Annotated in this window: 27 protein-coding genes and 1 pseudogene; 9 read left to right on the top strand and 19 right to left on the bottom strand. The window is 34.5% G+C overall.

Annotated elements, in window-relative coordinates; all coding sequences use genetic code 11:
* Window positions 1-82: 82 nt before the first annotated feature.
* Genes P700755_RS01565 through P700755_RS01575 form a run of 3 tightly spaced genes read left to right on the top strand, consistent with a single transcriptional unit; the run spans window position 83 to window position 2,300 of the window.
* Window positions 83-1,243, top strand: a complete 1,161-nt coding sequence (locus P700755_RS01565; RefSeq protein ID WP_015022999.1) for a 5-(carboxyamino)imidazole ribonucleotide synthase — start codon at window positions 83-85, stop codon at window positions 1,241-1,243.
* A gap of 4 nt (window positions 1,244-1,247) precedes the next feature.
* The gene (gene purE, locus P700755_RS01570) at window positions 1,248-1,727 is read left to right on the top strand and encodes a 5-(carboxyamino)imidazole ribonucleotide mutase (protein ID WP_015023000.1); all 480 of its coding nucleotides are present in this window, start codon (window positions 1,248-1,250) and stop codon (window positions 1,725-1,727) included.
* A gap of 54 nt (window positions 1,728-1,781) precedes the next feature.
* The gene (locus P700755_RS01575) at window positions 1,782-2,300 is read left to right on the top strand and encodes a DUF4136 domain-containing protein (protein WP_015023001.1); all 519 of its coding nucleotides are present in this window, start codon (window positions 1,782-1,784) and stop codon (window positions 2,298-2,300) included.
* A gap of 149 nt (window positions 2,301-2,449) precedes the next feature.
* Here P700755_RS01575 and P700755_RS01580 read toward each other — a convergent pair whose 3' ends face one another.
* From P700755_RS01580 to pyrR, 8 genes are read right to left on the bottom strand one after another with little or no spacing between them, the layout of a single operon-like run.
* A complete protein-coding gene (locus tag P700755_RS01580) occupies window positions 2,450-3,343 on the bottom strand; it encodes a Ppx/GppA phosphatase family protein (RefSeq protein WP_015023002.1) in 894 nt (297 codons plus the stop codon).
* Window positions 3,344-3,352: 9 nt separating this feature from the next.
* Entirely contained in the window at window positions 3,353-5,422 is a 2,070-nt protein-coding gene (gene ppk1 / locus P700755_RS01585) for a polyphosphate kinase 1 (protein ID WP_015023003.1), read from the bottom strand.
* Window positions 5,422-5,907, bottom strand: coding sequence for a SixA phosphatase family protein (locus P700755_RS01590; protein ID WP_015023004.1), 486 nt, complete (start codon window positions 5,905-5,907; stop codon window positions 5,422-5,424). Before P700755_RS01590 ends, ppk1 begins: the two co-directional genes overlap by 1 nt.
* 1 nt (window position 5,908) lies before the next feature.
* On the bottom strand, window positions 5,909-6,556 hold the full coding sequence (pdxH, locus tag P700755_RS01595) for a pyridoxamine 5'-phosphate oxidase (protein WP_015023005.1): 648 nt from the start codon (window positions 6,554-6,556) through the stop codon (window positions 5,909-5,911).
* A 57-nt stretch (window positions 6,557-6,613) separates the two neighbouring features.
* Window positions 6,614-7,522: a ribonuclease Z gene (locus P700755_RS01600; protein ID WP_041758564.1), complete on the bottom strand. Its 909-nt coding sequence runs from the start codon at window positions 7,520-7,522 to the stop codon at window positions 6,614-6,616.
* A gap of 4 nt (window positions 7,523-7,526) precedes the next feature.
* Window positions 7,527-7,859: a hypothetical protein gene (locus tag P700755_RS01605; RefSeq protein ID WP_015023007.1), complete on the bottom strand. Its 333-nt coding sequence runs from the start codon at window positions 7,857-7,859 to the stop codon at window positions 7,527-7,529.
* Window positions 7,849-8,787: an aspartate carbamoyltransferase catalytic subunit gene (locus tag P700755_RS01610; protein ID WP_015023008.1), complete on the bottom strand. Its 939-nt coding sequence runs from the start codon at window positions 8,785-8,787 to the stop codon at window positions 7,849-7,851. Before P700755_RS01610 ends, P700755_RS01605 begins: the two co-directional genes overlap by 11 nt.
* An 8-nt stretch (window positions 8,788-8,795) precedes the next feature.
* Window positions 8,796-9,335, bottom strand: coding sequence for a bifunctional pyr operon transcriptional regulator/uracil phosphoribosyltransferase PyrR (gene pyrR, locus P700755_RS01615; RefSeq protein ID WP_015023009.1), 540 nt, complete (start codon window positions 9,333-9,335; stop codon window positions 8,796-8,798).
* 137 nt (window positions 9,336-9,472) lie between these two features.
* On the opposite strand from pyrR, the gene P700755_RS01620 reads away from it, so the two are divergent.
* Window positions 9,473-10,708, top strand: a complete 1,236-nt coding sequence (locus P700755_RS01620) for an Nramp family divalent metal transporter (protein ID WP_015023010.1) — start codon at window positions 9,473-9,475, stop codon at window positions 10,706-10,708.
* A 50-nt stretch (window positions 10,709-10,758) separates the two neighbouring features.
* Here P700755_RS01620 and dnaK read toward each other — a convergent pair whose 3' ends face one another.
* Window positions 10,759-12,669, bottom strand: coding sequence for a molecular chaperone DnaK (dnaK, locus tag P700755_RS01625; protein WP_015023011.1), 1,911 nt, complete (start codon window positions 12,667-12,669; stop codon window positions 10,759-10,761).
* A 189-nt stretch (window positions 12,670-12,858) separates the two neighbouring features.
* Here dnaK and P700755_RS01630 point away from each other — a divergent pair, with 189 nt between their 5' ends.
* Window positions 12,859-14,298 (top strand): L-serine ammonia-lyase, encoded by a 1,440-nt coding sequence (locus tag P700755_RS01630; protein ID WP_015023012.1) that lies wholly within the window; start codon window positions 12,859-12,861, stop codon window positions 14,296-14,298.
* 59 nt (window positions 14,299-14,357) lie between these two features.
* Here P700755_RS01630 and P700755_RS01635 read toward each other — a convergent pair whose 3' ends face one another.
* Window positions 14,358-15,293 (bottom strand): peptidylprolyl isomerase, encoded by a 936-nt coding sequence (locus P700755_RS01635; RefSeq protein ID WP_015023013.1) that lies wholly within the window; start codon window positions 15,291-15,293, stop codon window positions 14,358-14,360.
* A 751-nt stretch (window positions 15,294-16,044) separates the two neighbouring features.
* Here P700755_RS01635 and P700755_RS01640 point away from each other — a divergent pair.
* Window positions 16,045-16,962 (top strand): T9SS type A sorting domain-containing protein, encoded by a 918-nt coding sequence (locus P700755_RS01640; RefSeq protein WP_015023014.1) that lies wholly within the window; start codon window positions 16,045-16,047, stop codon window positions 16,960-16,962.
* Between the two features lie 6 nt (window positions 16,963-16,968).
* On the opposite strand, the gene P700755_RS01645 is transcribed toward P700755_RS01640, so the two are convergent.
* The 7 genes and pseudogenes from P700755_RS01645 to P700755_RS01670 form a co-directional block, all read right to left on the bottom strand.
* Window positions 16,969-17,586 (bottom strand): Smr/MutS family protein, encoded by a 618-nt coding sequence (locus P700755_RS01645; protein ID WP_015023015.1) that lies wholly within the window; start codon window positions 17,584-17,586, stop codon window positions 16,969-16,971.
* A complete protein-coding gene (locus tag P700755_RS01650; RefSeq protein WP_015023016.1) occupies window positions 17,576-17,785 on the bottom strand; it encodes a hypothetical protein in 210 nt (69 codons plus the stop codon). Before P700755_RS01650 ends, P700755_RS01645 begins: the two co-directional genes overlap by 11 nt.
* Window positions 17,786-17,816: 31 nt before the next feature.
* Window positions 17,817-18,020, bottom strand: a pseudogene (locus tag P700755_RS19660) (hypothetical protein); the annotation flags it as partial.
* On the bottom strand, window positions 17,969-18,286 hold the full coding sequence (locus P700755_RS01655) for a hypothetical protein (RefSeq protein ID WP_041758107.1): 318 nt from the start codon (window positions 18,284-18,286) through the stop codon (window positions 17,969-17,971). The pseudogene P700755_RS19660 and the gene P700755_RS01655, both read right to left, overlap by 52 nt.
* A 28-nt stretch (window positions 18,287-18,314) precedes the next feature.
* A complete protein-coding gene (locus P700755_RS01660; protein ID WP_015023017.1) occupies window positions 18,315-19,022 on the bottom strand; it encodes a hypothetical protein in 708 nt (235 codons plus the stop codon).
* The gene (locus P700755_RS01665) at window positions 19,006-20,136 is read right to left on the bottom strand and encodes an acyltransferase family protein (RefSeq protein ID WP_015023018.1); all 1,131 of its coding nucleotides are present in this window, start codon (window positions 20,134-20,136) and stop codon (window positions 19,006-19,008) included. Before P700755_RS01665 ends, P700755_RS01660 begins: the two co-directional genes overlap by 17 nt.
* A gap of 53 nt (window positions 20,137-20,189) precedes the next feature.
* Window positions 20,190-20,789: an ankyrin repeat domain-containing protein gene (locus P700755_RS01670; RefSeq protein WP_015023019.1), complete on the bottom strand. Its 600-nt coding sequence runs from the start codon at window positions 20,787-20,789 to the stop codon at window positions 20,190-20,192.
* A gap of 235 nt (window positions 20,790-21,024) precedes the next feature.
* Here P700755_RS01670 and P700755_RS01675 point away from each other — a divergent pair, with 235 nt between their 5' ends.
* The 3 genes from P700755_RS01675 to P700755_RS01685 all read left to right on the top strand — a co-directional run bounded on the left by P700755_RS01675 (window position 21,025) and on the right by P700755_RS01685 (window position 24,995).
* Window positions 21,025-23,076, top strand: a complete 2,052-nt coding sequence (locus P700755_RS01675) for a helix-turn-helix domain-containing protein (protein WP_015023020.1) — start codon at window positions 21,025-21,027, stop codon at window positions 23,074-23,076.
* Between the two features lie 692 nt (window positions 23,077-23,768).
* A complete protein-coding gene (locus tag P700755_RS01680; RefSeq protein WP_041758108.1) occupies window positions 23,769-24,050 on the top strand; it encodes a hypothetical protein in 282 nt (93 codons plus the stop codon).
* 123 nt (window positions 24,051-24,173) lie between these two features.
* Complete coding sequence (locus P700755_RS01685) at window positions 24,174-24,995, top strand: helix-turn-helix domain-containing protein (protein ID WP_245535985.1); 822 nt, start codon at window positions 24,174-24,176, stop codon at window positions 24,993-24,995.
* A gap of 542 nt (window positions 24,996-25,537) precedes the next feature.
* On the opposite strand, the gene P700755_RS01690 is transcribed toward P700755_RS01685, so the two are convergent.
* Both P700755_RS01690 and P700755_RS01695 read right to left on the bottom strand, forming a co-directional pair.
* Complete coding sequence (locus tag P700755_RS01690; protein ID WP_245535986.1) at window positions 25,538-25,873, bottom strand: protein adenylyltransferase SelO family protein; 336 nt, start codon at window positions 25,871-25,873, stop codon at window positions 25,538-25,540.
* A gap of 218 nt (window positions 25,874-26,091) precedes the next feature.
* Complete coding sequence (locus tag P700755_RS01695) at window positions 26,092-26,619, bottom strand: S8 family serine peptidase (protein WP_051007918.1); 528 nt, start codon at window positions 26,617-26,619, stop codon at window positions 26,092-26,094.
* Between the last annotated feature and the right edge of the window lie 61 nt (window positions 26,620-26,680).

The following is a 26,680-nucleotide window of genomic DNA, read 5'->3' on the forward strand; positions in this document are numbered from 1 at the left end:
TATGATGTAGTATACTTCTTTTAAAAATGAAATTTTTTGGAAAAGCACTCACCACAGTAAGTAATTCTCTTATTTTTGTGTCATGACACATTACTTCTCATCCGACTTTAAACTTGGTATTTTAGGTGGAGGACAGCTAGGTAAAATGATGCTGTACGACACTAGAAAACTTGATATCCAAACCTATGTTATGGATCCAAACCCAGAGGCACCCTCAAAAATTGCTTGTAACCATTTTGAGACTGGTGATCTTATGGATTACGACCGTGTCATGGAATTTGGAAAACAAGTTGACGTACTGACTTTTGAAATTGAATTTGTAAATGTCAAAGCCTTAGAAGACCTAGAGGCTTCCGGGGTAAAAGTATACCCCTCTGCTGCTACTCTAAATAAAATTCAAAACAAATCTGTACAAAAGGAATTTTATAAAGCCAACCAAATACCTACAGCAGATTTTACGACTTATCCATCTCTAGAGGCTTTGAAAAAAGATGTTTCTGAGGGAAAAGTCAAATTCCCCTTTGTTTGGAAAAGCAGTACAGGAGGTTATGATGGAAAAGGAGTAAGTGTTATTAAATCTGAAAAAAATCTAGAGGCTTTGCCCAATGGTGAATGTCTTACTGAAGAGTTGGTAGATTTCAAAACTGAAATCGCTATTATAGTAGCAAGAAATGTCTCTGGAAATATCAAAACTTATCCGGTGGTGGAGATGGAGTTTAACCCCGATACCAACCAAGTGGAATATGTGCTTTGCCCAGCAAGAATAGAGCCTTCTATTGCTGAGAAAGCAAGAAATTTAGCACAATTAGTATCCAATAGATTTGAACATGTAGGCTTGTTGGCCATAGAAATGTTTCTAACTCAAGACGATGATATCATTGTTAACGAAGTTGCTCCAAGACCACACAATAGTGGTCATTTTAGCATTGAAGGCAGTTATACAAATCAATTTGAACAACACTTAAGAGCAATCCTCGATTTACCTTTAGGAGAGACTTCCAGTAAAACCAACTCGGTTATGGTCAATTTAGTTGGTGAAGAAAACCACACTGGAGATGTGGTTTACCAAGGCATCCAAACCATTATGGATATGCCAGGGGTAATTCCTCATATTTATGGTAAAAAACAGACACGCCCTTTCCGAAAAATGGGACATGTCAACATTATCCATAGCGATATAAAAGAAGCTCGAAAAATTGCCGAACACGTCAAATCCACAATTAAAGTTATTTCTAAACACTAAAGCTATGGGTAAAGTTGCTATTATCATGGGAAGTAAAAGTGATCTTCCTGTTATGCAGGGGGCTATTGATATTTTAAAAGACTTTAAGATTGAAATAGAAGTCGATATCATATCCGCTCACCGAACACCTGAACTTATGATGGAATTTGGAAAACAAGCTCACCATAGAGGAATAGATGTTATTATTGCCGGGGCCGGTGGCGCTGCTCATTTACCAGGCATGGTAGCTTCTTTAACGCCGCTTCCCGTAATAGGTGTGCCTGTAAAATCGAGCAACTCCATAGATGGGTGGGACTCTATTCTTTCCATTCTGCAAATGCCTAATGGCGTTCCAGTGGCTACAGTCGCACTTAATGGGGCAAAAAATGCAGGTATATTAGCCGCTCAAATCCTAGGAGTGAAGGATCAAAGTATCCAAGAAAAAATATTAAATTATATGAATCAACTCACAGTAAAGGTTCAGGAAATGAGAGATGATCTTTAGTATTAAGGTAAAAAAGAAGTCGGTTAACAAACAAAAAACTAAATATTTAAAAACATGAGAGTCAGCTTTAGCCTATTATTAATTATCCTTTTAATGATTTCATGTAACGCACCAAAGGTATTTACCGACTATGCCGCAGAAACCAATTTTGAAGAATACAAAAATTTTAATTTTTATGCTATAGAAAATTCTGGCCTATCGCCTTTAGATGAAGACCGGGTTTACGTCACTCTAGTAGATAGTCTAGTTGGTAAAGGTTTTGAAGAAAAGCTTATTCCAGACTTCAAAATCAATTTCTTCGCTGAGGTATTTAATCAAACTTCAAATAGCAATTTTGGAATAGGCATTGGAGGTTATGCTGGTGGAATAGGAACTACGGTCTCTCCACAAAACTCTAAACGAACCATTGCTCTGACTGTAGAATTTGCAGATGGATTAACCAATAGTTTATTTTGGCAAGGAGTCGTAGAAGCACGCTTTAAGGAAAATTTAAAAGGTAAAGCTAGGGAGAAATTTATTCAAAGCCTTGTTAGCGAAATACTTCAAAAGTATCCACCAGAATCAGAAAAATAATTTATCAACTTATAGAGATTTAAGTAAACCCTATAAGGACCCCGCTGGTTTTTTAAATCAGCCTTATACCAACCTATCCTTCAAATGTTGCATTTTATCTTTTGCTTTTTCTTCAAAAGCCTAAGAACTCATTTTTCAAAACAATAGGCTTAAGACTTTGAGTTGTTATACAGAGATTTTATAATTCCATCGACAAGACCAATCTTAGGCACATGTACAGATTTCGATCTACTCCATTTCATTGCTGATAAATAAATCTTTGTCGCAGGTATGATCACATCTGCTCGATCTTCGTTTAAGCTCAACTCCGAAATTCGCTCTTCATAGGTCAAAGAGTTTAAAAGTTGGTAGTAAGAACTTAAGTAGAGATAGGACAAGGGGTTTCCTAGCTTTTTATTGCTGGATTTAAAAATGTTATTGATATTTCCACCAGATCCCACCATTTCAATTCTAGAATACGGTTTGGTAATAAACCTTACCCAAGCCTCCGCTTCCTCCCAGACATCATCATTTATAGTATTGTTTAGAATACGAACTGTCCCTAGTTTAAATGACCTAGAATCGATGATTTTCCCGTGAGAAAACAAAGTAAATTCTGTACTTCCTCCACCCACATCAACATACAGATAAGTTTTATTGTTACCGACTAAAGTATGCAAGTCTGAGGCCGCAATAATAAAGGCTTCATCACTTCCATCAATTATTTCAATATCGATGTTGGCCTCTTTAGAGATTAAGTTTACCATAGCTTCACCATTTTTCGCATCTCTCATTGCAGAAGTTGCGCAAGCCCTATAGTCTTCAATTTTATGAGATTTCATCAATAAACCAAAAGCTTTCATGGTATCTACTACCCGTTGGCTGTTTTCATCTGAGATATAGGCTTTTGTAAACACATCTTGACCAAGCCTTATAGGCACTCTGACTAATGATGTTTTTTTGAAAGTTACTGGTTTATTATCTGGTTCAGTGATGGTAGAAATTAAAAGCCTAACGGCATTAGATCCAATGTCGATGGCTGCAAATTTTTTTATCGAAAGCATATACGATTACTATTTAGTTTCTGCGGCTTGCAGTTTATTTTTATAATACGAGTAAGTTTCAAATTGACTTCTAAAATCTGGTCCAGACTTTGGCCTATAAGCGTTTTCTCTATTAGAAGAGAAATCCCTTGCTTTTACATTATCCTTCCAAGAAATATTAAAGGTCTCTATCAGTTCTTGTTTAATGTCATTATCGTAAATAGGGCAAGTCACCTCGACTCTATGGTCTATGTTTCTAGTCATCCAGTCTGCAGAAGAGATGAATACCACTGGGTTATTATCATTCTCAAAAATATAAAGTCTAGGATGCTCCAAAAATTTATCAACGATACTTATAGATTCAATGTTATCGCTCATACCTGACACTTGAGGGATAAGGCAGTTTATTCCTCTTATAATCAATTTGATTTTTACACCAGCTCTACTAGCCTCATAAAGTTTATCGATCATTCCGTAATCTGATAAACTATTCATTTTAATAGAAATCCCAGATTTTTTTCCTTCTTGTTGATTTTGAATTTCTTGATCAATCAAAATTGAAAATTCTGTCCTCGTGTAGTGAGGCGAAACAATAAGGTGCTTGTATTTTTTAATTTTATAATTCACTTCAAAGAAATCGAAAACCTTGATGATATCTTTTAGAATCCCTTGGTGTGCAGTAAACAAAGTATAATCTGTATAAACCTTTGCTGTTTTCTCATTAAAATTCCCCGTACTTATAAAACCATAATATTTTATTTTCCGATTTTCTAAGCGTTCAATAATACAGGTTTTGCAATGTACTTTAAGACCCGTTACCCCAAAAATGAGCTTAACGCCTTCTCTTTCCATTTTCTCTGCATACTTTATGTTATTGGCTTCATCAAAACGGGCTTGAAGCTCGATAGAAACGGTAACTCGTTTTCCATTTTTAACCGCATTTATCAAGGAACTCGCTATATGAGAAACAGATGCCAATCGATAAATTGTAATCTTTATTGACTTTACTTTAGGATCTAGTGCGGCCTCTCTTAAAAATTTGACGGTATAAGAAAAAGTTTGATAAGGAGTGTATTGCAAGAAATCCTTTTTAGAAATTTTTTCCAATAAACTCCCCTGGATTTCAAGTCCAGGAATTGGAAGAGGTACTATTCTATCGTACAATAAATGGGTAGCACCAAGGTCTGGAAAATTCATGTAATCTCTTCGATTATGGTACTTTCCTCCAGGAATTAGACTATCGGTAGTCTCAATTTCCATTTTATTCAATAAAAAGTCCAAAGTATCTTGTTCAATTTCTTTATCATACAAAAATCGAACTGGGTCGCCCTCTAGCCTATCCTTTACACTATCCATAAGCTTTTCTATATAGCTTTTGCTCAAATCCCCTTCAAGATCCAACTCAGCATCCCTTGTAATTTTAATCATATGCGCAGAGATACTGGTATAATCGAAAATATTGAAAATGACATTGAGGTTAAATCGAATTAAATCATCCAAAAGAATAACATACTTCTTTCCGTCGTCAGAAGGAATTACAACAAAGCGTTCTACACTCGACGGAATCTCTATTAAAATATATCTATTTGACAACCTGTCTTTTTGAAACTGAACCATTTTCACAGCTAAATAAGCTTTTAAATCTGTCAAATTTGGAACTTTGTCAATATCATTCAACATTATTGTGACTAGGGCTGGACTCACTTTTTCTAAGAAAAATTCTTTTAAAAATTCAGCTTGATCCAGTGTGACTTCTGTTTCGTCGATGATAAAGATATCATGGTCCTTAAGTTGATGCTGGATAGAGGCCAAAATATCTAAGCTTTCTGCTTGATTTTTGATCACAATTTGTGTGATTTCTTTTAGCAGTCTACCAGCATTAAAGCCGCCCAAAACTTTCTTACCTGATTTACCAGCTAGATCTATTCGCTTTACAGTGGCATAGCGTACTTTAAAAAATTCATCTAGATTATTAGAGAAAATCCCAAGAAATCGGAGTCGTTCAATTAAGGGAACGGATGGGTCTGCTGCTTCTTGTAACACTCGCTGATTGAATTTCAACCAACTTAATTCTCTATTATCGTATCTATTGTGATGCATTATCTCAAATGTTTTGGAAATAAGTATAAATTGGTTTGCCCTGACTGGACTTTCTTCCATGAATCAATTTCAAAAAGGATACTTACAAGACCCGTTGTAGGCAAGTTTTGTATAGGTAAACTTCCCAAAGTATTAACAAGCTCAGTATAGGCTGGATTATGGCCGAAGAGCATTATAGTTTCAACTTCATCACTTCTCTTACTTATAAACTTTAAAACATCGTTTGCATTGAAAGTATAGAGCTCGGGTTTGATATGAAAGTGATTCTCTGTTATGTGTAACTCTTTTTTGAAGAGTTCCGCAGTAGTTAATGCTCTTTTAGCATCACTCGTAAAGACCTCGACAGGAAAATCTTTATAACTTTTAAAAGCAGAAATAACATGTTCTGCATCTTTAAATGCACGGCTTGATAAAGGCCTTTGCCTATCTTCTACAGGAGAATCCCAAGATGATTTTCCGTGCCTTACAAAAATTATTCTTTTCATATTACGGAGCTAAACGTTCAATCTTCCAATCTAAATCATCAATTAGAGTAAACCTGAATCTGTCGTGAAGTCGATTAGGTCGACCTTGCCAAAATTCCATACTCTGTGGTCTCACTAAAAAGCCTCCCCAACTTTTTGGTCTTGGGACTTCTTTATTTTGGTATTTGTCTTCAAGGGATTTTAGTTCATTTTCCAAAACTTCTCTATTTTCGATTATCTCACTTTGATTGGATACCAGAGCACCAAGTTGACTCCCTTTAGGTCTTGATGCAAAGTAATTGTCTGAAACAATGTCTGGAAGCTTTTCCGCCAAACCTTTTATAATGACTTGTCGTTCCATATTTGGCCAAAAAAAAGATAAGCAAGTCTTAGGATTATCAATCAAGGCTTTGCCCTTTTCACTCTCGTAATTGGTATAGAATACAAAGCCATTTTCATCGTAATACTTTAAAAGTACGATTCGGCTTTTCGGAAAATCGTCTGCTCCAATTGTAGAAACAGTCATAGCATTTGTCTCATCTGAACCGCCTGATTTTTCAACATCGTTGAACCATGATCTAAACTGCTGTAGTGGATTTTGATTTAAATTTCCTCTATCCAAACTCGATTTTTCGTAAGATTTTCTGTAATCGTGTAAATTGTTGTCCATGCTAGCAAATTAAAAAATTAATGGATGAGAAACAATGTAATTCATAAAAGATTCCTGCTAATCGTACCTGAATATTTTTCCGGTTTCCGCGTTTTCAGCATTATCAAAAACCACTTTAGCCTCTTTTTCAAAGAGAGATAAATCTTTATAACGCGCCGAAAAATGACCTAAAATTAATTTGTGAACTTGTGCTTTTTGTGCAATAATCCCCGCCTGTTTTGCAGTGGAGTGTTTGGTCTTGTTGCACAAGTGTTCCTGCTCCTCAAGAAAAGTAGATTCATGATATAGCAAGCTCACACCTGTAATTTGAGGAACTATATTTGGTTTAAAAGCCGTATCGCTGCAAAAGGCATAGCTAAGCACAGGTTTGGGATCTTCAGTTATATCTTTATTGTTTATCAACTCTCCATCTTTGGTTTCGACATCTTTACCCTTGACGATACTTTTATAATAAGCCTTATCGATATTTAGATCAAGAACTTTGTCGATGAGAAGTTTACGGTCGCCAACTTTAGCCTTAAATAGAAATCCATTGGTATAAATTCTATGGTCTAATGGAATGGTTTCTACTGTCAATTTCTCATTATCCAAAATCATTTCAGACTTTGAAGACGATAGAGTATGGAAAATTAAGGGGTAAGACATATAAGAATGACTGGCTTTAAACTGTAACTTTAGAATCTCCTCCAAACCTTTGGGAGCATGAATATGAAGTTCTGCAGTTCTACTTAATAAACTGAAGGTAGATAGAAGTCCTATGAGACCGAAATAATGATCTCCATGTAAATGAGAGATAAAAATATGGCTCAAGCGAGAAAATTTTACTTTTTGCTTACGGAGTTGAACTTGTGTTCCTTCCCCACAATCAATGAGCATAAGCTCCCCATTTATATCAAGAATTTGAGCTGTGGGATGAGCATTTGCTCTAGGGGTAGCAGAATGGCAACCTAAAATGGTGAGTTGCATCATCTTAAAAGCCTAAATCTCTTTCGAGCTCTTCTAAACCAATGAGGTCCTCGGCTTCTTGCAGAGTTGGAACGACATGTATCTCCTCTGGAACTAAATCTATGTTGATAGTATCATTAACAATCACAAAGGATTTTTTTCCTTTTCGATGAGTAATCGATAATTTTAAAAACATAAGAAGCTCTTCTAAAGTGAGCTCTCCATACTTGGTGATGTCCGTAACGATGTTTTTATCTTTGAACCGATCTTGTATTTCAGTTAAGAACTCAGCAAAGTCATTGACATCCTCTTTTTCATCTCTAAGTATGGTATAATTATCTTTTTCTTCAGTTTTCATATTGCTTAATTTTTGAAGCTAATAGATACATGACTGCCATCCGAATAGCGACACCGTTTTCTACTTGATTAAGGATTATGGAATGTTCAGAATCGGCTACATCACTAGTAATCTCAACGCCTCTATTAATAGGGCCAGGATGCATAATCGTGATAGGTTTGCTAAGAGTATCGAGAAGAGCTTTGTTAACTCCATATTGCTGAACATATTCTCTGGTACTAGGAAAATAAGAATGTTCCATTCGTTCATGCTGTACTCTAAGCATATTAGCAATTTCACACCACTCTAGAGCAGCTGCAAGGTTGTATTCAACCTCAACCCCTAAGCTTTCAATATGCTTTGGAATAAGCGAATTAGGACCGCAAACTTTTACTTTAGCCCCCAATTTTTTTAAAGCAAATATATTGCTCAAGGCGACTCGAGAATGCATGATATCTCCAATAATCACGATTTTCTTTCCTTTTACATCACCGTATTTTTCTCGAATTGAATAGACATCTAAAAGAGCTTGTGTAGGATGCTCATGAGCTCCATCACCTGCATTGATAATACTCGCCCCAATATGCTTTGAAAGGAAAACTCCAGCTCCAGGGTTAGGATGACGCATGACGACCATATCTACCTTCATAGCCAAAATATTATTGACTGTATCCACCAAGGTTTCCCCTTTTGTTACTGAGGAAGAGGAGGCAGAAAAGTTAATAATGTCTGCACTCAATCGCTTTTCTGCCAATTCAAAAGACAAACGCGTACGGGTACTATTTTCAAAAAATAGATTAGCAATTGTGATATCTCTTAAACTCGGAACTTTTTTAATCGGTCTATTGATGATTTCTTTAAACTGATCCGCAGTTTCAAAAATAAGGTGAAGATCTTCAGTGGTAAGATATTTTATTCCTAGTAAATTTGAAACACTAAGTTCTTTCATAATTGGCTTTAGTTATTCATAAGATAAATGGCATCTTCTCCGTCATTTTCTTTCCAACACACTTTCACATGTTCATCATTAATGGCGTCTACCTTTCTGCCATTATAATCTGGCTGAATGGGAAGGTGCCGGCTAAATCGTCTATCGATAAGAGTAAGCAATTCAATTTTTGAAGGTCTACCAAAAGATTGTAGTGCAGTTAAAGCGGAGCGAATACTTCGTCCTGTAAAAAGAACATCATCTATCAAGACGACATTTTTATTTTCGACAATAAAATCAATTTCAGTTTCATTAGCTTTTAGCATCTTATCGCCTCTTCTAAAATCGTCTCTATAAAAGGTAATATCGAGTTTACCGAATTTTAAGGCATTCAATCCATAATCTTTGTCTAGGATATGATATAATCTCTGTGCTAAGAAACTTCCTCTAGGCTGAATGCCTATGAGGGCTGAATTTTGAAAATCTTTGTGGTTTTCGACTAACTGACAAGCTAAGCGTTGAAGAATAATGTTGATTTCTTTTCCGCTAAGAAGCAATTTTTGACTCATCCCGATTTTGTTTAGTGACGCAAAAGTAATTAAAATAAGCTGTAATGATAAAAAGTAATTTCACTTTATGATTTAACTAATGAAATTGTGACATTTTGAAAAAATAGTAATAAGATTGTCAAAATTTAGAACTCCATTTGAAAGCTCTACTTAAATACATCGGACCAGGTTTTTTATTGGCAGGCGCAGCTATCGGGGTTTCACATTTGGTTCAAGCTACAAGAGCAGGTGCTGATTATGGCGTAGTTTTAATTTTTGCAATTTTGATTGCTTGTCTTACCAAATATCCTTTTTTGGAATTTGGATCAAGATATGTCTCCTCCACTGGAAAAAATTTAATAGAGGGCTACAGAACTCTTGGGCGATCTTACGTCGTTGTTTTTGCGTTAATCACCATTTTCACTATGTTTATTATCCAAGCCGCTGTAACAATTGTTTCTGCTGGTTTAGCTGAATATTTGTTTGGTTTTGGTTGGTCAAATTTTACTTGGTGTCTAGTATTGTTGATATTCTGCATTCTGATTCTACTTATAGGAAAGTATAAAAGATTGGATTTATTGATGAAAATTGTCATAAGTCTTTTAACCATTTCAACGCTTTTTTCTGTTATCATTGCTGGCTTTCAAGTTGATTTTTCAACCATCAGTTTCAATAAATCTTCCGAATTATGGACCCTTAGTGGTATTGGTTTCATCATTGCATTGATGGGATGGATGCCAATTCCTATAGATGCAGCGGTGTGGCATTCCTTATGGGCAAGAGAAAAAACCCTTCAAACCAAATACCAGCCAAATTCTAGAGAAGCAAGTTTAGATTTTAATATTGGTTATATGTCAGCAACTTTTCTAGGTGTCTTATTCTTTCTGATGGGACTTTTGTTAATGAATAGCAGCGACATAAAATTTGCATCTGCTAGTGTGACTTTTTCTGCACAATTAATAGAAATGTACACTCAAACTCTAGGAGAATGGAGTAGAATTTTAATTGCATTTATTGCTTTTATCACGATGTTCAGTACCACCTTAACGGTAACCGATGCCTTTCCAAGAGTGATGTCAAAATTGGTACAAAGCGAAAAACAAACTCAGAAAAAATTCAATGCTTACCATGTCTTTATATTCATCATACCGATGATAGCGCTTATAATTCTTTATTTTTTGAATAGCACTTTTACAGTTTTGGTAGATTTTGCGGCCGGATTATCATTTTTAGCATCTCCAGTTTTAGCTTGGTTTAATTTGAAATTGATTATTCAGAATAAAAACAAAAATCTTATTAAAATTAGCCCTAACTATATACTGTTTTCTAGAATTTGTTTGTTCTTTTTAGTTTGTTTTGGCTTAGGATATCTAGTTTTTAAATTTTTATCATAAAAAAACCGCTCAAAATTGAGCGGTTTTAGTACCATTAATGTGAATCTATTTTATTTCACTTCTTCGAAATCTACATCTTCAACATCGCTGTCTTCGGCTTTTTTGTCATCACCAGCATCTTTATCTGGTTGTTGAGCTCCTCCACCTTTTTGAGAATCAGCTTGTGCTTTATACATTTCTTCGGAAGCTGTTTTCCAAGCTTCATTTAATTTATCTAAAGCTGGAGTAATTGTCTCTAGTTCTTTAGTTTCGTATGCTGCTTTTAGCTCTTCTAAAGCATCTTCAACAGGCTTTTTATTATCGGCTGAAATTTTATCTCCAAATTCACTCATTTGGCTTTCAGTTTGGAAAATCATAGCATCAGCTTCATTGAGCTTATCTACTTTTTCTTTAGTCTTCTTATCTGCTTCAGCATTAACTTCTGCTTCTTGCTTCATCTTTTTGATTTCCTCTTCAGTCAATCCAGAAGACGCTTCAATTCTGATGTCTTGAGACTTACCAGTTGCTTTATCTGTAGCGCTTACTTTAATAATACCATTGGCATCAATGTCAAAAGTAACTTCAATTTGAGGAGTTCCACGTTTTGCTGGTGGTATACCGTCTAAGTGAAATCTACCAATAGTATTATTGTCTTGTGCCATTGGACGCTCACCCTGTAGAGCATGTATTTCTACACTTGGTTGATTGTCTTGAGCGGTAGAAAAAACCTGAGATTTTTTAGAAGGAATCGTTGTATTAGATTCAATTAACTTGGTCATCACACCACCCATAGTTTCAATACCTAAAGATAATGGAGTCACATCCAATAGCAATACATCTTTTACATCTCCTGTTAACACACCACCTTGGATACCTGCACCTATAGCAACAACCTCATCTGGATTTACACCTTTACTTGGTTTCTTACCAAAAAAGTCTTCAACAGCTTTTTGAACAGCAGGAATACGAGTAGAACCACCAACTAAGATGATTTCGTCAATATCGCTTTTGTTTAAACCTGCAGCTTTAAGCGCTTTTTCACATGGAGTAATGGTTCTTTTAACCAAACCAGAAATCAATTGCTCAAATTTTGATCTAGAAAAAGTTCTTACCAAGTGTTTTGGTCCGCTTTGAGTAGCAGTGACATAAGGAAGATTAATTTCAGTTGAACTAGAAGAAGATAATTCAATTTTAGCTTTCTCAGCAGCTTCTTTCAATCTCTGTAAAGCCATAGCATCATTTCTAAGATCTATGTTTTCATCTTTGATAAATTCTTCAGCTAACCAATCAATAATCACTTCATCTACATCATCACCACCTAAATGCGTGTCACCATCTGTTGCTAATACTTCAAATACGCCATCACCTAATTCAAGGACAGAAACATCATGTGTACCTCCACCAAAGTCAAATACTGCAATTTTTTGATCTTTATCCTTTTTATCCAAACCGTAAGCCAAAGCTGCAGCTGTAGGCTCGTTTATAATTCTGCTTACTTTTAACCCAGCAATCTCTCCAGCTTCTTTAGTCGCTTGTCTTTGAGAATCGTTGAAATAAGCAGGCACTGTAATGACAGCTTCGGTAACCTCATGACCTAAATAGTCTTCAGCAGTTTTCTTCATTTTTTGAAGTATCATTGCCGAAAGCTCCTGAGGTGTATACATTCTACCGTCGATATCTACACGAGCAGTATCATTTTCACCCTTCACCACTTTGTAAGGGACTCTTTTTATTTCTTTTGTAGATTCTGAGAATTTGTTTCCCATAAATCTTTTGATAGAAGCTATCGTTTTTTCTGGGTTAGTGACTGCCTGTCGTTTTGCAGGATCACCAACTTTAATTTCACCATCTTCTACGAAAGCAATTACAGATGGAGTTGTTCTTTTACCTTCAGCATTAGGAATAACAGTTGGCTCATTACCTTCCATTACGGAAACACATGAATTGGTTGTTCCTAAATCTATTCCTATAATCTTACTCATAATTAAATATTTTAATATTCTTAAAAATTGATTTCATTTACAAAAAGTCAATCATTATGCCATCAAAACACCTATGACATACTGTCATATTCAATAATGGCTTTTCTTTCTACACATTTTGAAGAATTATGAATTTAATCTCGAAAAAAACTTGAATATTTGTAGATCGATAAACAAAGCTTAAAAGAAATGAAGAAAATTGAATGTATTAGCGTTTTTGATATGTTGAAAATAGGCATTGGGCCCTCGAGTTCTCATACACTTGGACCGTGGCGTGCCTCTCAACGATGGATAGATGAATTGAAAAAGGATGGACTTATAGATGAAATTGAGAAAATAGAAATTCACTTATATGGTTCTCTGTCCTTAACTGGCAAGGGCCATGCTACAGATATTGCTGCCACACTTGGCCTTTGTGGTCATGATCCTGTAACTATGGATATCAACCTGATAGACGTTGAAATTGACAGGATAAAGAAGGATGGAAATTTAAATTTTAACAAAACACGCTTTATCAACTTCGATTTCAATAACGATATAGTGTTCTTAAAATCATTTAAAGAATTTCATCCTAATGGAATTACATACCTAGGAACTTTAAAAAATGGTAAAACTGTTGAATCCACGTTTTATTCTATTGGTGGAGGCTTTGTTGTAAAGGAAGATAGAGAAAATGCAAAGCAAAAGAACGAAGAACTTAAAAATTTCCCCTTCCAAATAGACTCCGCTTTAAAGCTGATGGAACACTGCAAGGCTGAGAAAAAAATCATTTCTGAAATTGTTCTAGAAAATGAAAAGTCTTTGAGAAGTGAACTCGAAATAGACTCTGGTCTTCAGAAGATATGGGAAACCATGTTGGAATCGATGTACATAGGTTGTCATACAGAAGGCACTTTGCCTGGAGGACTAAATGTAAATAGAAGAGCTGCTAAGATGAACAAGAATTTACTAGCAGATAAGTTTGAAACTTACAGCACACCACAAGAATGGTTAGAGACTATTCGAACTAAAGAAGTCAAATTTAGGCAAATCCTGCAGTGGGTAAGTTGCTTCGCCATTTCTGTAAACGAAGTTAATGCTTCTTTGGGAAGAGTTGTGACAGCACCAACCAACGGCAGTTCTGGAACTATGCCTGCCGTTATGATGTATTATATGGTTATCGAAAACCACGATGCTACTTTTGAAGACCTTAAACGCTTTATGCTTGTTGCAGGCGAAATAGGAAGTTTATTTAAAAAAGGAGCCACTATTTCTGCGGCTATGGGTGGTTGTCAAGCAGAAATTGGTGTGTCTTCCTCTATGGCAGCTGGAGCCCTTACAGAATTGATGGGCGGATCTCCAGAACAAGTTCTAATGGCCAGTGAAATAGCTATGGAGCACCACTTGGGTCTTACCTGCGATCCTATTGCTGGACTTGTTCAAATCCCATGTATTGAGCGCAACGCAATGGGAGCTATAAAAGCGATCAACGCTGCAGAAATCGCAATGGAATCTGACGCTTCAAAGGCTAAAGTTCCTATGGACAAAGTCATTGCAACCATGTGGGAGACGGCTCAAGATATGACCTCCAAATACAAAGAAACCTCCGAAGGTGGATTGGCTATACAAGTAAATATGAGTGACTGCTAATTAAAAACCCCTTTTGAATCTCAATTCAAAAGGGGTTTTTAGTTTATAAGTATCTCTTATTAAGATTTAACCTTCATCAATTCCAAGTCAAAAATCAAGATAGAATTAGCCGGAATAACTCCCCCTACTTCCTGGTCACCGTAGGCTAGGTTTGGTGGGATTACGAATTGAGCTTTCGTCCCTTCTTTCAGCAACAATAAACCTTCATCCCATCCTTCAATAACATGCCCCGCTCCTACTGGAAACTCAATTGGCTCTTTTCTCTTATAAGAAGAATCAAACACATTACCATTGACCAAGCTTCCTTTATAATGAACACTTATGTTTTGACCTTTTTTAGGGTGTGGGCCACTTCCTTCATTAATAATTTGGTAACGCAAACCGCTTTTAGTCTTTTGAAATCCCTTTGAAATAGTTTCTAATTGTTCTTCATGCTCAGCGTTTTGCTTAGCTTCTTTTACATTTTTTGAATCCTTAAAATCTTCAAAACTTTCCAAAGCGTCAAAAGCTTTGGCTTCATCACCAACGCGTTCTATCTCTACAGAGTTTAAAGCATCCTTCATCTCTATGCTATCCACGACATCTTGCCCCTCTAACACATAGCCAAAAACTGTATGCTTACCATCTAACCAACCCGTAGGACCATGAGTGATAAAAAACTGACTCCCATTGGTTCCAGGACCTGCGTTTGCCATGGACAAAACTCCAGCTCGGTCGTGTTTTAATTCGGGATGAATTTCATCATCAAATTGATAACCTGGACCTCCAGTACCGTTGCCCCTAGGATCTCCACCTTGTACCATAAAGTTCTCTATGACTCTATGAAACTTCAAATCATTATAATAAGGGGTTCCTAAGTCTTTTGCTGTATTTTTTATCTTTCCTTCTGCTAATCCTATAAAATTCCCGACGGTGCCGGGAGTTTTTTCAAAGGTCAACTGAACTATAATTTTACCTTTGCTCGTATTAAAATGAGCATATATTCCATTTTCCATAACTTACTTTTTTTGCAAATTTAAGATTAAATCTTATTTAGATGTGGCTATTGTCAAATTAAGTAGTAATTCAGTATTAGAAATAAATAGCTTCAGATAAAATATAATTTAGAATACTGGTTAAATAAATGTAGAATTTGGTATCTATTTTATTTTTAAAATGTGAATTTTTATGAGGTATGTACAAAATATGTAATAAACATTTCAGATAAAATTTAAATTTTTAAAAAAAAATTAATTAAAAGTGAATATTGTTTTAATTTTATATCTAAGAATTATTCTTAATGTATTGATTGTGAATAAAATTTACTTTATTTTTATTTTGAATAAACATAATTTATGCTCAAGTTGATTATTGTGGTACAGATGATAATCCTGCATTGAACTTAAATGACAATAATAATTCCTGTAGTATTCATAATCTTTCAAATTATTTAGGTTTTAACGTCAATACTCATTTATTAACTGAAAATAGCTCTAATACCAAATTATATTTATAATGCCGTATGAATAAATTGAATTATTTTTTGATTGATTGAAATCAAAAATAACTAGCATAGCCTTAGCTACGGTAATTATTTTAGATGAAAAGCAGGCGAAAAAGAAAAGATTTATTGCGTCATTATAGGTCTAATTTGGTATAATATCAAAATTAGCACAAAGGGTATGGTAAATGGAGTTTATATCATTTCTTTAATATACATGGAGGTAAAATTATAGATTCTAAACAACTTATTAAAAAATAAAAAATATGTATTACAGTAAATTAATTATTATGTTCGGAATTATCTTTATTTGTATACATTTTGGATATTCACAAACAACAAAAATTCCTGATGAAAATTTTGAACAAGCACTTATTGATCTCGGTATTGATAGCGACGGCATAGTCAATGGTCAAGTTTTGACCGCTGATATTGTGAATGTAACAGAATTAGATCTATCCGTTGATTCATTTAATGACCCTGATTATTCTGATTTAGATATTACTGGAATTTCAGATTTTACAGCATTAGAAATTCTAAATTTAGGAGAACAACCAATTAATTGGAATATAGACGATGAAAATATACTAAATTCAAATCTTAACTTGAGGGAAATCTATATTAACAAGGAATCTATAGATGTCGGCTACACTATAGCTATTGAAAGTTTAAATCTGGGTAATCTCCAAGATTTAGAATATGTTGACTTGGGAAATGTTTATATCAATTCCATAATTCTAGATAATCCCAATTTTGATTATGAAAATTTGACATTGAATTTATTTACAGACTATGATTTGACCCATAATTTTTGCATTCAAGTTAATGATCCAGTTGCAGCAAATAATAATAATAATCCTCCTTACGATACTTGGACAATAAATTTTAATGATTTCTATACTTCATACAGTTTCACTTCAAATTGCACGTTAAGTACGGATGATTTTGAGAGCTTCTATTCAATTTCACTGTTTCCAAACCCAGTACAGGAACGTTTGTATTTTGAAAATCCGAAGCAGATTACAATAAACGAAGTCGAAATCTTTAATATGGAAGGTAAGTTAGTAAAAACATTTTCTGAAATTAAAAATGGAATCAACTTAGTAAACTTAGGTCGAGGTGTTTATTTTGTAAAAGTGAAAAATCAAAAAACAACAGAAACATTTAAAATTTTGAAACAATAAAAATCTTTAATTCAGGTTAAATAGCATGTTTTTATTCAGTAATATCCTTTTATTTATTGAATGTGTTTTGAACTCTTCTCGATTATCGTAAATATAGATCTCAGTAGCTCCTAAACCGTATTTTTGGTAATCTGCATCGTAAAATTCAACCTGGTCATACCGTCTAAAAAGAGTGTGTAATTCTGCTTTTAGAACACCTTGCCCAACGCCATGAATAAAAACAATGCGTTTTATTCTCTTTTCGAGAGCAAATTCGATTTTCTTTCGAGTGTGTTCTAGTTGAATATTTAGCATTTCAAAATTAGAAAGGTGTCCAGATCTATCGACCAAGTTATGAATATGAAGATCTACTTCCATCGCTGGCTGTTGTCTTTTAGGTTTTTGAGAGGGTTTCTTTGGTTTTCGGTTGAGATCAGCATTCAGTTTTTGAATTAAACTATCGTCTCCCATATCAATATCCAAGTCACCTTCAATCTTTATCACTAACGAAAATGGAACTTTCATTTCGAAGCCATCAGAGGTTTCAAAAGTAACTTCATGGCCTTCTACTTTTATAACAATACCAGACACGTTATCGTCGAGAAGTTCTACACTATCTCCTATCCTAAAATTTCTATTGCTCATCTTCAGAAGATTCTTCGTTATCTTTAGGGTTGTCTCTTGTCCACTGCTTGGTCGAATTATATAAACCCACCATGAGAATAACCAAGCCTCCAATTTTTATAAATACATTATCATCCGTATCGATAAGATCGAAGATAAGAAGACCTGCTCCAATAATAATAAAAGCTGTATAAATAGCTTGTCTTTTAGTATTGATCATGTTTAAAGATTTTTAAAAATCAAAGATAAGTTCAATTTCTGTTTAGAGACAACAATTCCTCTAGGTATTGCCGATCATTGGATAATCTCGGAATTTTATGCTGGCCTCCCAATTTATTATTTTGCTTTAACCAATGCTGAAATAGCTTAGGTCTAGCTTCATGAAGCGTCAATAGATCTAGAGTCATATTATTATAACGCTTAGCTTCATAGTCACTGTTGATGTCTTGTAAATTTTGAATAAAGCATTAGGATTGGCAGGGATTTTATGTTCTCGGTTATGCCAACCCGCTGTATAAAATGCTGGTGGCTTGCCTGCTTCGTCAACATAAACAATGACACCATCAAAACCATAACTTAATGACTTATCCACTTGCTCTTGAACCGTATCTGGTAAAGGTAATATCCATGCTTTTACTAAAATCCAGGGTACGAAATATAATGAGGCTAGGCTTGCCATAATAAATACTATTCTGAGTATTTGCTGTGTTTGTTTCTTCATAATCTTATAATTTTTCTGGCAGTTGTTTCTAATTATTGTTACCTATTATGGTTAATGTGTTTTTAAATTTCTTTAAGGATTTAATTGAATTGGCATAAGCATCTTGATTTTGTTTTATTGTAACCAATCTCGATAAAACCATGTTTTCAAAATATACCTCCTTCCCATAATTTTCTGAAGACATGCCCATAAACCTAAATCTTACATTTGGCATCAAAAAATTTTCATAAAATGCTGCGATTCCTTGATGATCCAAAGATTCAAACCTTTCTATAGGGTGGAATGTTTCGTATGTTTCAGATATAGAATTACGTAAGTTTAAATCGTCAAACAATTTTAGGTCGCCAGAAAACTTTAAATTTTCATAGGTGATCATTATTGGGTAAAATTTATTAGAGGCAAGGAGTACGAATGATTTTAATGATAATTTAGGATTATCGTATTCTTTGTTTTCTAATAATTGAAACAACGTGTCTAGCTCTTTAAGCATTTTAATTGCTTCATTTTCATACTCGGTTAATTGTTTAATGTTGCGATCTGCTTCATCATTTAACTGAATAATATATACATCTCGTAACGCTAAATTGTTTTTATTTTTCGATTGCTCATTAATTGCTAACGCAATAAGGATTCCAATAATTACAAGAATTATTTCTCCAATGGCATAGGCTAGATACTTTCCAAACTTGTTCTCCACTATGAGGTCTTTTCTTATAGTTCTAAAAATTTTTTTCATAATCCAATGGCTTTTTTATGTTCAACACCTCTTTTTTAGAGGTGCTATTATATTCTAATTTGTTGAATTCCCATTTCAGACCAAATAAAGGTCTTAAGAAACCAATCCTTCTAATGATGAATTCGTAAATGAGGTAGCAGGCTAAACCAGTAAAAGTTACGATAGCTATAAATTTTAGCATAATAGGCAGATCCAACGGTAATATAAACAGGGCAACGGTATAGAGTACAAACATGTGAATAATGTACACCGGATAGGCTGCTTGGCTTAAGTAGCTTAAAGTTTTACTGGGTTTGTTTAAGTACTTATAACCAAAACCGAAAACTCCAAATATCCAACAATTAGACTCAATAGCCATGAGGTACCCAGGCGCTTCAAATTCAAATAATCCTAATCTAATCCCATACATAATAATCGCTAAGCTAGTATTCAACCATCTCCATTTTAAAACGGTTTGCCAAAACGGTTTACCACTATACACTACAAGAAAACCGAAAAAGAAAGCCAAAAACCCATTAAAAAAGCCATGCCAAGTCTGGGCATACAATGCAAACAGCTGCGGCTTTACCAGCAAAACTTCAAGGACAAAAAATAAGGATATCAACATAGGTCCGCTAGGATGGCTCATTACAACCGATAGTACTCTTTTGATTTTACCGTTCTCATGCTTTTTCAGATAATAATAGAGTGGTAAAAGTAAGAGTACATACACAAAGATGTTTCCTAAGAACCATAAATGACCTTGATGTGGATAATATCCCAAGGGCATATGATAGTATTTCTGAAAAATAAATAGATGCAATGGGGTAATGGCTATTATACCAAAAGTAAAGGGCAATAAGATTCGTTTTGTCCGTTCCAAAAGCAATTGTTTCCAGTTTCGTTTTCGCATGGCGAAATAAAGCCCCATTCCTGATACGAAGAATAAAAGTGGAATTCGCCAAACGTTTAACATGGTCATGGGTGTCCATAAAGCGACTACTGGTTCGTCACTCTTTATAAAGCCAATAAACATGGCCCAAGGTTGAAAAATGATGGCGATGTGGTAGATTAATAATAAACCAATGGCAATCACTCGCAACCAATCGATATCGTGTCTTCTTTCTGATGTCATTTTAGTACTGTTTTTTAAAATAATTAAAGTCTGTATATAAAATCAATTTTTAACTATTGTAGCATCATAGCTATCACAGGACGCGTTTTTTCTATCTCGTTTAAATCAAATTCCAAACCAAATGGTCCCAATTGTTGTTGAAGCATTTCATAGAAAGGTTTTATCTCTGCGAATGGACCCATCACACTTTCCCTTGGTGTCATACCAAAATTGTTTTTTAGGGTCTTATCTGCTTTGGCAGCAATAAGCAGTTGTACGATTTCGACGTGACAAAAGAATGCAGCAACGTGCAAGGCTGTTGCGCCATCGTTATTTTTAAAGGACAAATCTGTTTTAGCAGCAATTAATACTTTAACAATACTAGTTTTGCCAAAGGTCACAGCCGAGATCAGAGGTGTCGCCCCACTCATTTGATCTTTCTTATTAATATCAGTTCCCGCTTTTATATGTTGTTTAACCATTTTGAGGTTGTTGGACATAATTGCTGTTTGGAGGTCAATTTTTGGTACAGCTACTATTGTTTTGGCTTTAGCATTATTTTCCGTGGGAGTCTTATCATTCTTGCCTGATTCAGCGCAAGAACTCAATAATAAAAAGATACCTAAAGAGAGAGTTAATCCTGTTTTAAAGGAATTAATTTTGTGTGTTTTCATGATTTTTGTTTTTAATATTTAATATTATTTTTTTTTGTTGTGCAAAGATGGGGGAAGTGTGGAGACCTTACCTATGAGCTATGTAGCAACAGGTATCAAGTTTGAGGTCGAGATAAAAACTATGGCGCAAGGATATAAATTATGATGCAAAAATTGTCTTTTTAAATAATTATGCCTGTAATCTTATAACCCGTATCTGAATAATTTTGTCTAATTTAGACTAATCAAAAACTGCATGTCAAGCACATCAATCACTGAATCAGACTTTATTAATCAGGCAAATACCATTGTTCTGGAGAATATCTCCAATGAGCAATTCGGAGTTTCTGGATTGGCAGAAATGATGAATATGAGTCGTTCTAATCTGCTCAGAAAAATTAAAAAGGAAACACAACTTTCTCCGAGTCAATTTATTAATAAAGTGCGCCTTATAAAAAGTATGGAAATGTTGGAGCAGCACAAATGGACTATTTCTGAGATTTCATACCAAGTAGGTTTTGGAAGTACATCCTATTTTATTAAATGCTTTCGAGAGTATTATGGACATCCGCCAGGAGAGGTAGGAAAAGGAATCTTGGTTGATGAAAATAGCGCTATTGAGGTCAATGTTTTGAGCAGATACAAGTGGCAGATGCTTACAGCGTTGTCTTTAATCGTAATTCTTATATCCGTTTTGCTACTTCATAAGGAAAGTACAGTTACTAATGAAATTGAAAAATCTATTGCGGTGTTGCCTTTTAAAAATGAAAGCAGCGATTCTTTGAACCTATATTTCGTTAATGGGCTCATGGAGTCTGCTTTGAACAAGTTACAGAAAATTGGTGACTTACGCGTTATTAGTAGAACCTCGGTAGAGAAATATAGACATTCGAATAAGGATATTCAAGAAATAGCTAAGGAGCTCAATGTAAATTACTTGGTAGAAGGCAGTGGCCAGCGCGTCGGAGATCAAGTGTTGCTCAATATCCAATTAATTGACGCGTCAAATGATCGACCGATTTGGGTGGAACAATATAGTCGTGAAGTGAGAGATGTATTTGCGCTTCAGAATGAAGTGGCTAAGAAAATAGCATCTGCTATTGAGGCCACTGTGACGCCAGCTGAATTGGAACAAATCGAGAAAAAACCAACCGAAAACCTGATCGCTTATGACTACTATTTACAGGCACTTGACCCATTTCTAATGCGAACAGATAAAGGCCTTGAAAAGGCCATTGGATTATTTGAAAAAGCGATTGAACAAGACCCTGAGTTCGCACTGGCTTTTGCCAATATCGCTATCTCATACTATCTTCTTGAAATGGACCATATCGAAAAACAGTATACCGATAAGATTAATAGTTATGCCGATAAGGCCTTACTTTATGATTCAAAATCCGACGCAAGTCTGATCGCCAAGGCTTTTTATTACATACAAATAAAAGAGTACCAATTAGCCTTGCCACATCTTGAGAAGGCCTTGAACTATAATCCAAATTCATCTCTAGCAGTGCAAATGCTTGCGGATTTCTATTTTCGTTTGATTCCCAATACGAACAAGTACCTAGAGTATGCCCTAAAAGGAGTGCAGCTTAATGTTGCTAATGATTCTGTCACACAGAGCTATATTTATTTGGGTCTTGGTAATGCACTCATCGAAAACGGTTTTGTAAATGAGGCGATGACATACATCAATAAATCTCTAACCTACGATCCTAAGAATTACTATGCTCCGTATTTAAAAACGCTGATCTTATTTGCTAAGGACAGTAATATCGAAACCGCTACAAAGTTATTAGAGCGAGAGTGGCAAAATGATACTACCCGCTTGGATATCTTACAGGACGTCGCTAATTTTCATTATTACCAAGAGAATTATAACAGGGCCTTTTTTTACTTTGAGAAATTTATTAAAGCAAAAGAAACCTACGGATTAGATATTTATCCCCACGAAGACATAAAAATCGGTATGGTTTATAAAAAGATGGGCTTGGACACACAAGCTGCCAAATTTTTTAGTGCATACGCTGAATTTTGCGAAACAGATCAATCCATCTACAAGAGTGCTAGTCTGGTTACAAAGTACGTCCAAGAGGGTGAAAATGACCAAGCAATAGATCAGCTCAAGGTATTCGCAACACAAGATAATTACAAGTACTGGTTTTTGGTCTTCATGGAAATTGACCCGTTAATTAAACCTTTGAAAAACCATCCAGAGTTTGAGCAAGTCATGCAAAAGATCAAAGACCGCTTTTGGGAAAATCAGTTGAACTTGAGAAAGTCGCTTGAAGTGAAAGGACTGATTTAATCAAGTAAACGATAAATATTCCACTAAACTTTTATTTGATTAGCCATCCAAAGCACAGCACTTCTGCCTGTTTTATTTAATAATAAAGTCGTGCATCTTATTCTTCGATTTCCATTGCTCTCCTATTTTAGCTTCATAAAAAGAGTGTTTACCCTGAACCTTTTTTATTTTATAAATAGGTGCTTGTGAACCCAGAATAAGTTTGGCTAGCGTATAATCTCTTTCTTCGGTTTCATTAATATCGTGAAGAAACTGTAGGATAAATTTTTTTAATAAACTGTAGAATAACTTTCGCTTTTTTCCAAATCGAGAAAAGAAGATTCATGAACTCCATGCTATAAAATATAAATCTTGTGAGCAAGGCTCAAGTTACATAAGACAATAATTTAATAGTACATTTTTAATTATGGATGATTATGAGGGTGGAGCTATTTATAAACAAATGATGTGCTGTATAAATTATAAAATCATATTTATCATTCTGATGCTAAAACCGAGTAAACTATAAATGGTCTCTAAATGCCTTTCGTTAGTACTGATTAAAAAATCAACTCCTTCCCTCCTATTGTCCTAGAAATAATCGCTTAAAAAATTAGTGATTTTATCCTAATTTTCTGCATCAAATTTTACTTTTACACTACGAATGTTTAAGTGTTTTTCCAGTATTAAGTGTGATTTTTGGACTGGTCTTAATGGTTTTTATTCTTTTTAATAAATTTGGACTTGGAAAGAACAAAAAGATACGTTATGTTTCACCTTCCTTACTATTTATTTATGTAGTTAAGGCATTAGACTATCATCTTTCGATTACTAACCAAGTAACTGCTACCTATTCGGGAGTTACCTACTTTTTCTATCATTTTACAGGATTATTATTTTACTATTTCATCGCACTTTATACCAAATCTGAAATAAATATTAAAAAATGGGGGCCAGTAGTTATTGGGTATACCTTATACCAATTTAGTTTTTAAATGTGGCATTAAAAATTTGAATTATTTTTTACTTAATTGAGGAAAAAATATAAGCATAGCAATAGTTACGGTTCTATTTTATGACGATTAGTAAGTGAAAAAGAAACTGATTTTATACGACATTTGAATGCTAAATTGGTATTACTCCGTATTATAGTATTTTTTCCTTTTGATCACAATCAAAATCTACAAGATTTTGTAGCAGCATTAGAGACTTCAAACTACGGAATATTCGTCTTAGTGGAATATATCTTGGTGAGTTCTATCAATATTGCGCTTATGTTTCTTGCCTATAAGAAATTGAAAAATGCTCCACTACAAATTGAACTAAATGAAAGTCAAAAAAACCTTTACAAGTGGATTAAGATTATCATAATCGCAATTGTACTCCTTCAAATTCTAGTTTTTGTGACCACAATTCTAGGTAGCTTAGATATTGGTCATTTTAACCTCTATCTAAAATTTGAAACTTTTATCTATTCGATATTCTTCTTCATATTCGCGTTTTCTATACTGCATTTTCATGTATTTGCGTATTCTGGAAATTTCGAAGATTTACCCACGGCTACTATCGAGAAATATGCAAAGTCATCCTTATCTGATTCTTCAGCTCTTTTTAAGAAAATAAAAGCTATCGTAAATGAGGAAAAGATGTACTTGGACTTCGATTTAAAATTGAATACCGTCGCTGAAAAATTAAATCACTCCATTCATCATATATCACAGGCTATCAACCAAAATGCAAAAAAGAGTTTCCCCGATTTTATTAGCAGCTTCAGAATTGAAGAGGCTAAAAAGAAACTTATGGAGCCTAAACCAGATACCATATTTACTATTTCTTTAGATGTAAGCTTTAATAGCAAAGCTGCTTTTTACACTGCTTTCAAAAAACATACACAACTGACTCCTACCGAATTTAAAAAACTTTACAAATCTACAGATTGATATAAGGTGTTGATTGTATTATTTTTAAATACATAAAGAGCATCTTAACGATAAACGAAGACACTTTTTTTGTTTGGTATTATAAGGAGAAACACTATTGTGATTCTTCTAAAATATATTTGCATCTTAATTTAAAATATATCAATTATGATAAAATTAGGTATAGTATCAACTATTGTTATTTTCGGAATATCAAATGTAATCAATACTCTAAATATTGATTTTAGATTTAAAACAGATATTAACATATCAAATTTATCAGGAGGTGCAACAGGTACAAGTATCTTAGGTTGTTTTTTACTTTGGTGAACATGCCGAATGTAAGATAAATGAAAAAAAATCACTTCAACCGGAACTATTGTTTTCTAGACAAGGTTCGAAAATCGAAAAAAGAAACATTTTTAATTTTGCTGTAGTTGCGACCAGACACTAATTGCATCACTAAAATTAAAACATTCATAAAATGAGTTTCACACGATTAGTATCTTTATTTGAAGGGTCTCAAATAATGACCTTCATTGCCTAATTTTGTATTTTCAAAATTAGCCTAATTGTCCTACCCAATTTCCAAATTGATGACCTGCATAGCACATAGCATATGGATTTGGTAGAACTACTGCTCCTGATAAAACGTGTAAGAAATTTTTTGTTTTACCATCTTCTTCTAAAAGTCCAACATGCGCTAACATCTTTGGCAATGTACGCAGTAAAGACAGATTGTTAGGGGTTTTAGCTCTTACATAAGAAAAGCGAGCTTCTTCAACCTGTCTTCTAGAATTTTCTAAAATTGAATCTGCTGGCAGCTTTTTATTGAACGTGTCTTTTATATTGAATTTTACTGCCATACTAATTTTCTCTCCTATTTGCAAAGTTAACACACAAGTCCTTTTGTACTACATTTTTATGGTATCCTAGTATTCCAATGCTTACTACTTGTTGCTATAGCTTTTATGTGTGCACAGACCGTAACTGCTTAATAATTTAAATTATATGTTACTCGAAGGTTTTTTTACCCATACCTTTAGTTTGCATAAAGACATGAAAAAACCTCCCTTTTTGTAGAACGGTTTATACCTTTTTTATGATTGAAGAAATATTAATGAACAATAATTGTATCAGAATTATTATCTGGATCATTATTTACAGTTCCATCAGAACTCGCATTACCCAATAGTAAAACTCCTGCTGCGTGAGGCGCAGCCATTGAAGTACGGTTTTGTATAACATACCCCCCGTTTTTATAAGTAGATAAAACAGAAGACACTGGATCACAATAATCTACTGGAGGATTTCCAAAGTTTGAAAAGCTTGACCAGTTATCACCCTCAGACATGGAAGAGATTGTGTAAATATTATCTCCATTAGCTCTTGCTGGTGAATTATTGTTTGCATCTCCAGAATCATTACCAGCAGCTAATATAAAACGAACTCCGGTTTGAGCTGCTGCAGCGACAGCCGCATCTAGTAACGTATAGTTAGAAACTGCTCCCAAACTCATATTTGCGACATCTCCGTCATTTCCGTTTGCTGCCACGTAATCTACACCGGCAATAACACCAAACCAAGTTCCATCACCTTCAGAATTTAAAACCTTTACAGGTATAACACTTACTCCTGCTGCCACTCCTATGACTCAAAATCCATTATCTAAGGCTCCAATAGTTCCCGCTACGTGAGATCCATGT

The organism is Psychroflexus torquis ATCC 700755, from assembly GCF_000153485.2.
In the GTDB taxonomy this organism is placed as follows: domain Bacteria; phylum Bacteroidota; class Bacteroidia; order Flavobacteriales; family Flavobacteriaceae; genus Psychroflexus; species Psychroflexus torquis.

What these genes read in the sequence shown, in the direction of transcription:
- P700755_RS01565 (WP_015022999.1), top strand. Translation starts at nt 83, where the DNA reads ATGACACATTACTTCTCATCCGACTTTAAACTTGGTATTTTAGGTGGA.
- purE (WP_015023000.1), top strand. Translation starts at nt 1,248, where the DNA reads ATGGGTAAAGTTGCTATTATCATGGGAAGTAAAAGTGATCTTCCTGTT.
- P700755_RS01575 (WP_015023001.1), top strand. Translation starts at nt 1,782, where the DNA reads ATGAGAGTCAGCTTTAGCCTATTATTAATTATCCTTTTAATGATTTCA.
- P700755_RS01580 (WP_015023002.1), bottom strand. Translation starts at nt 3,343, where the DNA reads ATGCTTTCGATAAAAAAATTTGCAGCCATCGACATTGGATCTAATGCC.
- ppk1 (WP_015023003.1), bottom strand. Translation starts at nt 5,422, where the DNA reads ATGCATCACAATAGATACGATAATAGAGAATTAAGTTGGTTGAAATTC.
- P700755_RS01590 (WP_015023004.1), bottom strand. Translation starts at nt 5,907, where the DNA reads ATGAAAAGAATAATTTTTGTAAGGCACGGAAAATCATCTTGGGATTCT.
- pdxH (WP_015023005.1), bottom strand. Translation starts at nt 6,556, where the DNA reads ATGGACAACAATTTACACGATTACAGAAAATCTTACGAAAAATCGAGT.
- P700755_RS01600 (WP_041758564.1), bottom strand. Translation starts at nt 7,522, where the DNA reads ATGCAACTCACCATTTTAGGTTGCCATTCTGCTACCCCTAGAGCAAAT.
- P700755_RS01605 (WP_015023007.1), bottom strand. Translation starts at nt 7,859, where the DNA reads ATGAAAACTGAAGAAAAAGATAATTATACCATACTTAGAGATGAAAAA.
- P700755_RS01610 (WP_015023008.1), bottom strand. Translation starts at nt 8,787, where the DNA reads ATGAAAGAACTTAGTGTTTCAAATTTACTAGGAATAAAATATCTTACC.
- pyrR (WP_015023009.1), bottom strand. Translation starts at nt 9,335, where the DNA reads ATGAGTCAAAAATTGCTTCTTAGCGGAAAAGAAATCAACATTATTCTT.
- dnaK (WP_015023011.1), bottom strand. Translation starts at nt 12,669, where the DNA reads ATGAGTAAGATTATAGGAATAGATTTAGGAACAACCAATTCATGTGTT.
- P700755_RS01630 (WP_015023012.1), top strand. Translation starts at nt 12,859, where the DNA reads ATGAAGAAAATTGAATGTATTAGCGTTTTTGATATGTTGAAAATAGGC.
- P700755_RS01635 (WP_015023013.1), bottom strand. Translation starts at nt 15,293, where the DNA reads ATGGAAAATGGAATATATGCTCATTTTAATACGAGCAAAGGTAAAATT.
- P700755_RS01640 (WP_015023014.1), top strand. Translation starts at nt 16,045, where the DNA reads ATGTATTACAGTAAATTAATTATTATGTTCGGAATTATCTTTATTTGT.
- P700755_RS01645 (WP_015023015.1), bottom strand. Translation starts at nt 17,586, where the DNA reads ATGAGCAATAGAAATTTTAGGATAGGAGATAGTGTAGAACTTCTCGAC.
- P700755_RS01650 (WP_015023016.1), bottom strand. Translation starts at nt 17,785, where the DNA reads ATGATCAATACTAAAAGACAAGCTATTTATACAGCTTTTATTATTATT.
- P700755_RS01655 (WP_041758107.1), bottom strand. Translation starts at nt 18,286, where the DNA reads ATGAAGAAACAAACACAGCAAATACTCAGAATAGTATTTATTATGGCA.
- P700755_RS01660 (WP_015023017.1), bottom strand. Translation starts at nt 19,022, where the DNA reads ATGAAAAAAATTTTTAGAACTATAAGAAAAGACCTCATAGTGGAGAAC.
- P700755_RS01665 (WP_015023018.1), bottom strand. Translation starts at nt 20,136, where the DNA reads ATGACATCAGAAAGAAGACACGATATCGATTGGTTGCGAGTGATTGCC.
- P700755_RS01670 (WP_015023019.1), bottom strand. Translation starts at nt 20,789, where the DNA reads ATGAAAACACACAAAATTAATTCCTTTAAAACAGGATTAACTCTCTCT.
- P700755_RS01675 (WP_015023020.1), top strand. Translation starts at nt 21,025, where the DNA reads ATGTCAAGCACATCAATCACTGAATCAGACTTTATTAATCAGGCAAAT.
- P700755_RS01680 (WP_041758108.1), top strand. Translation starts at nt 23,769, where the DNA reads ATGGTTTTTATTCTTTTTAATAAATTTGGACTTGGAAAGAACAAAAAG.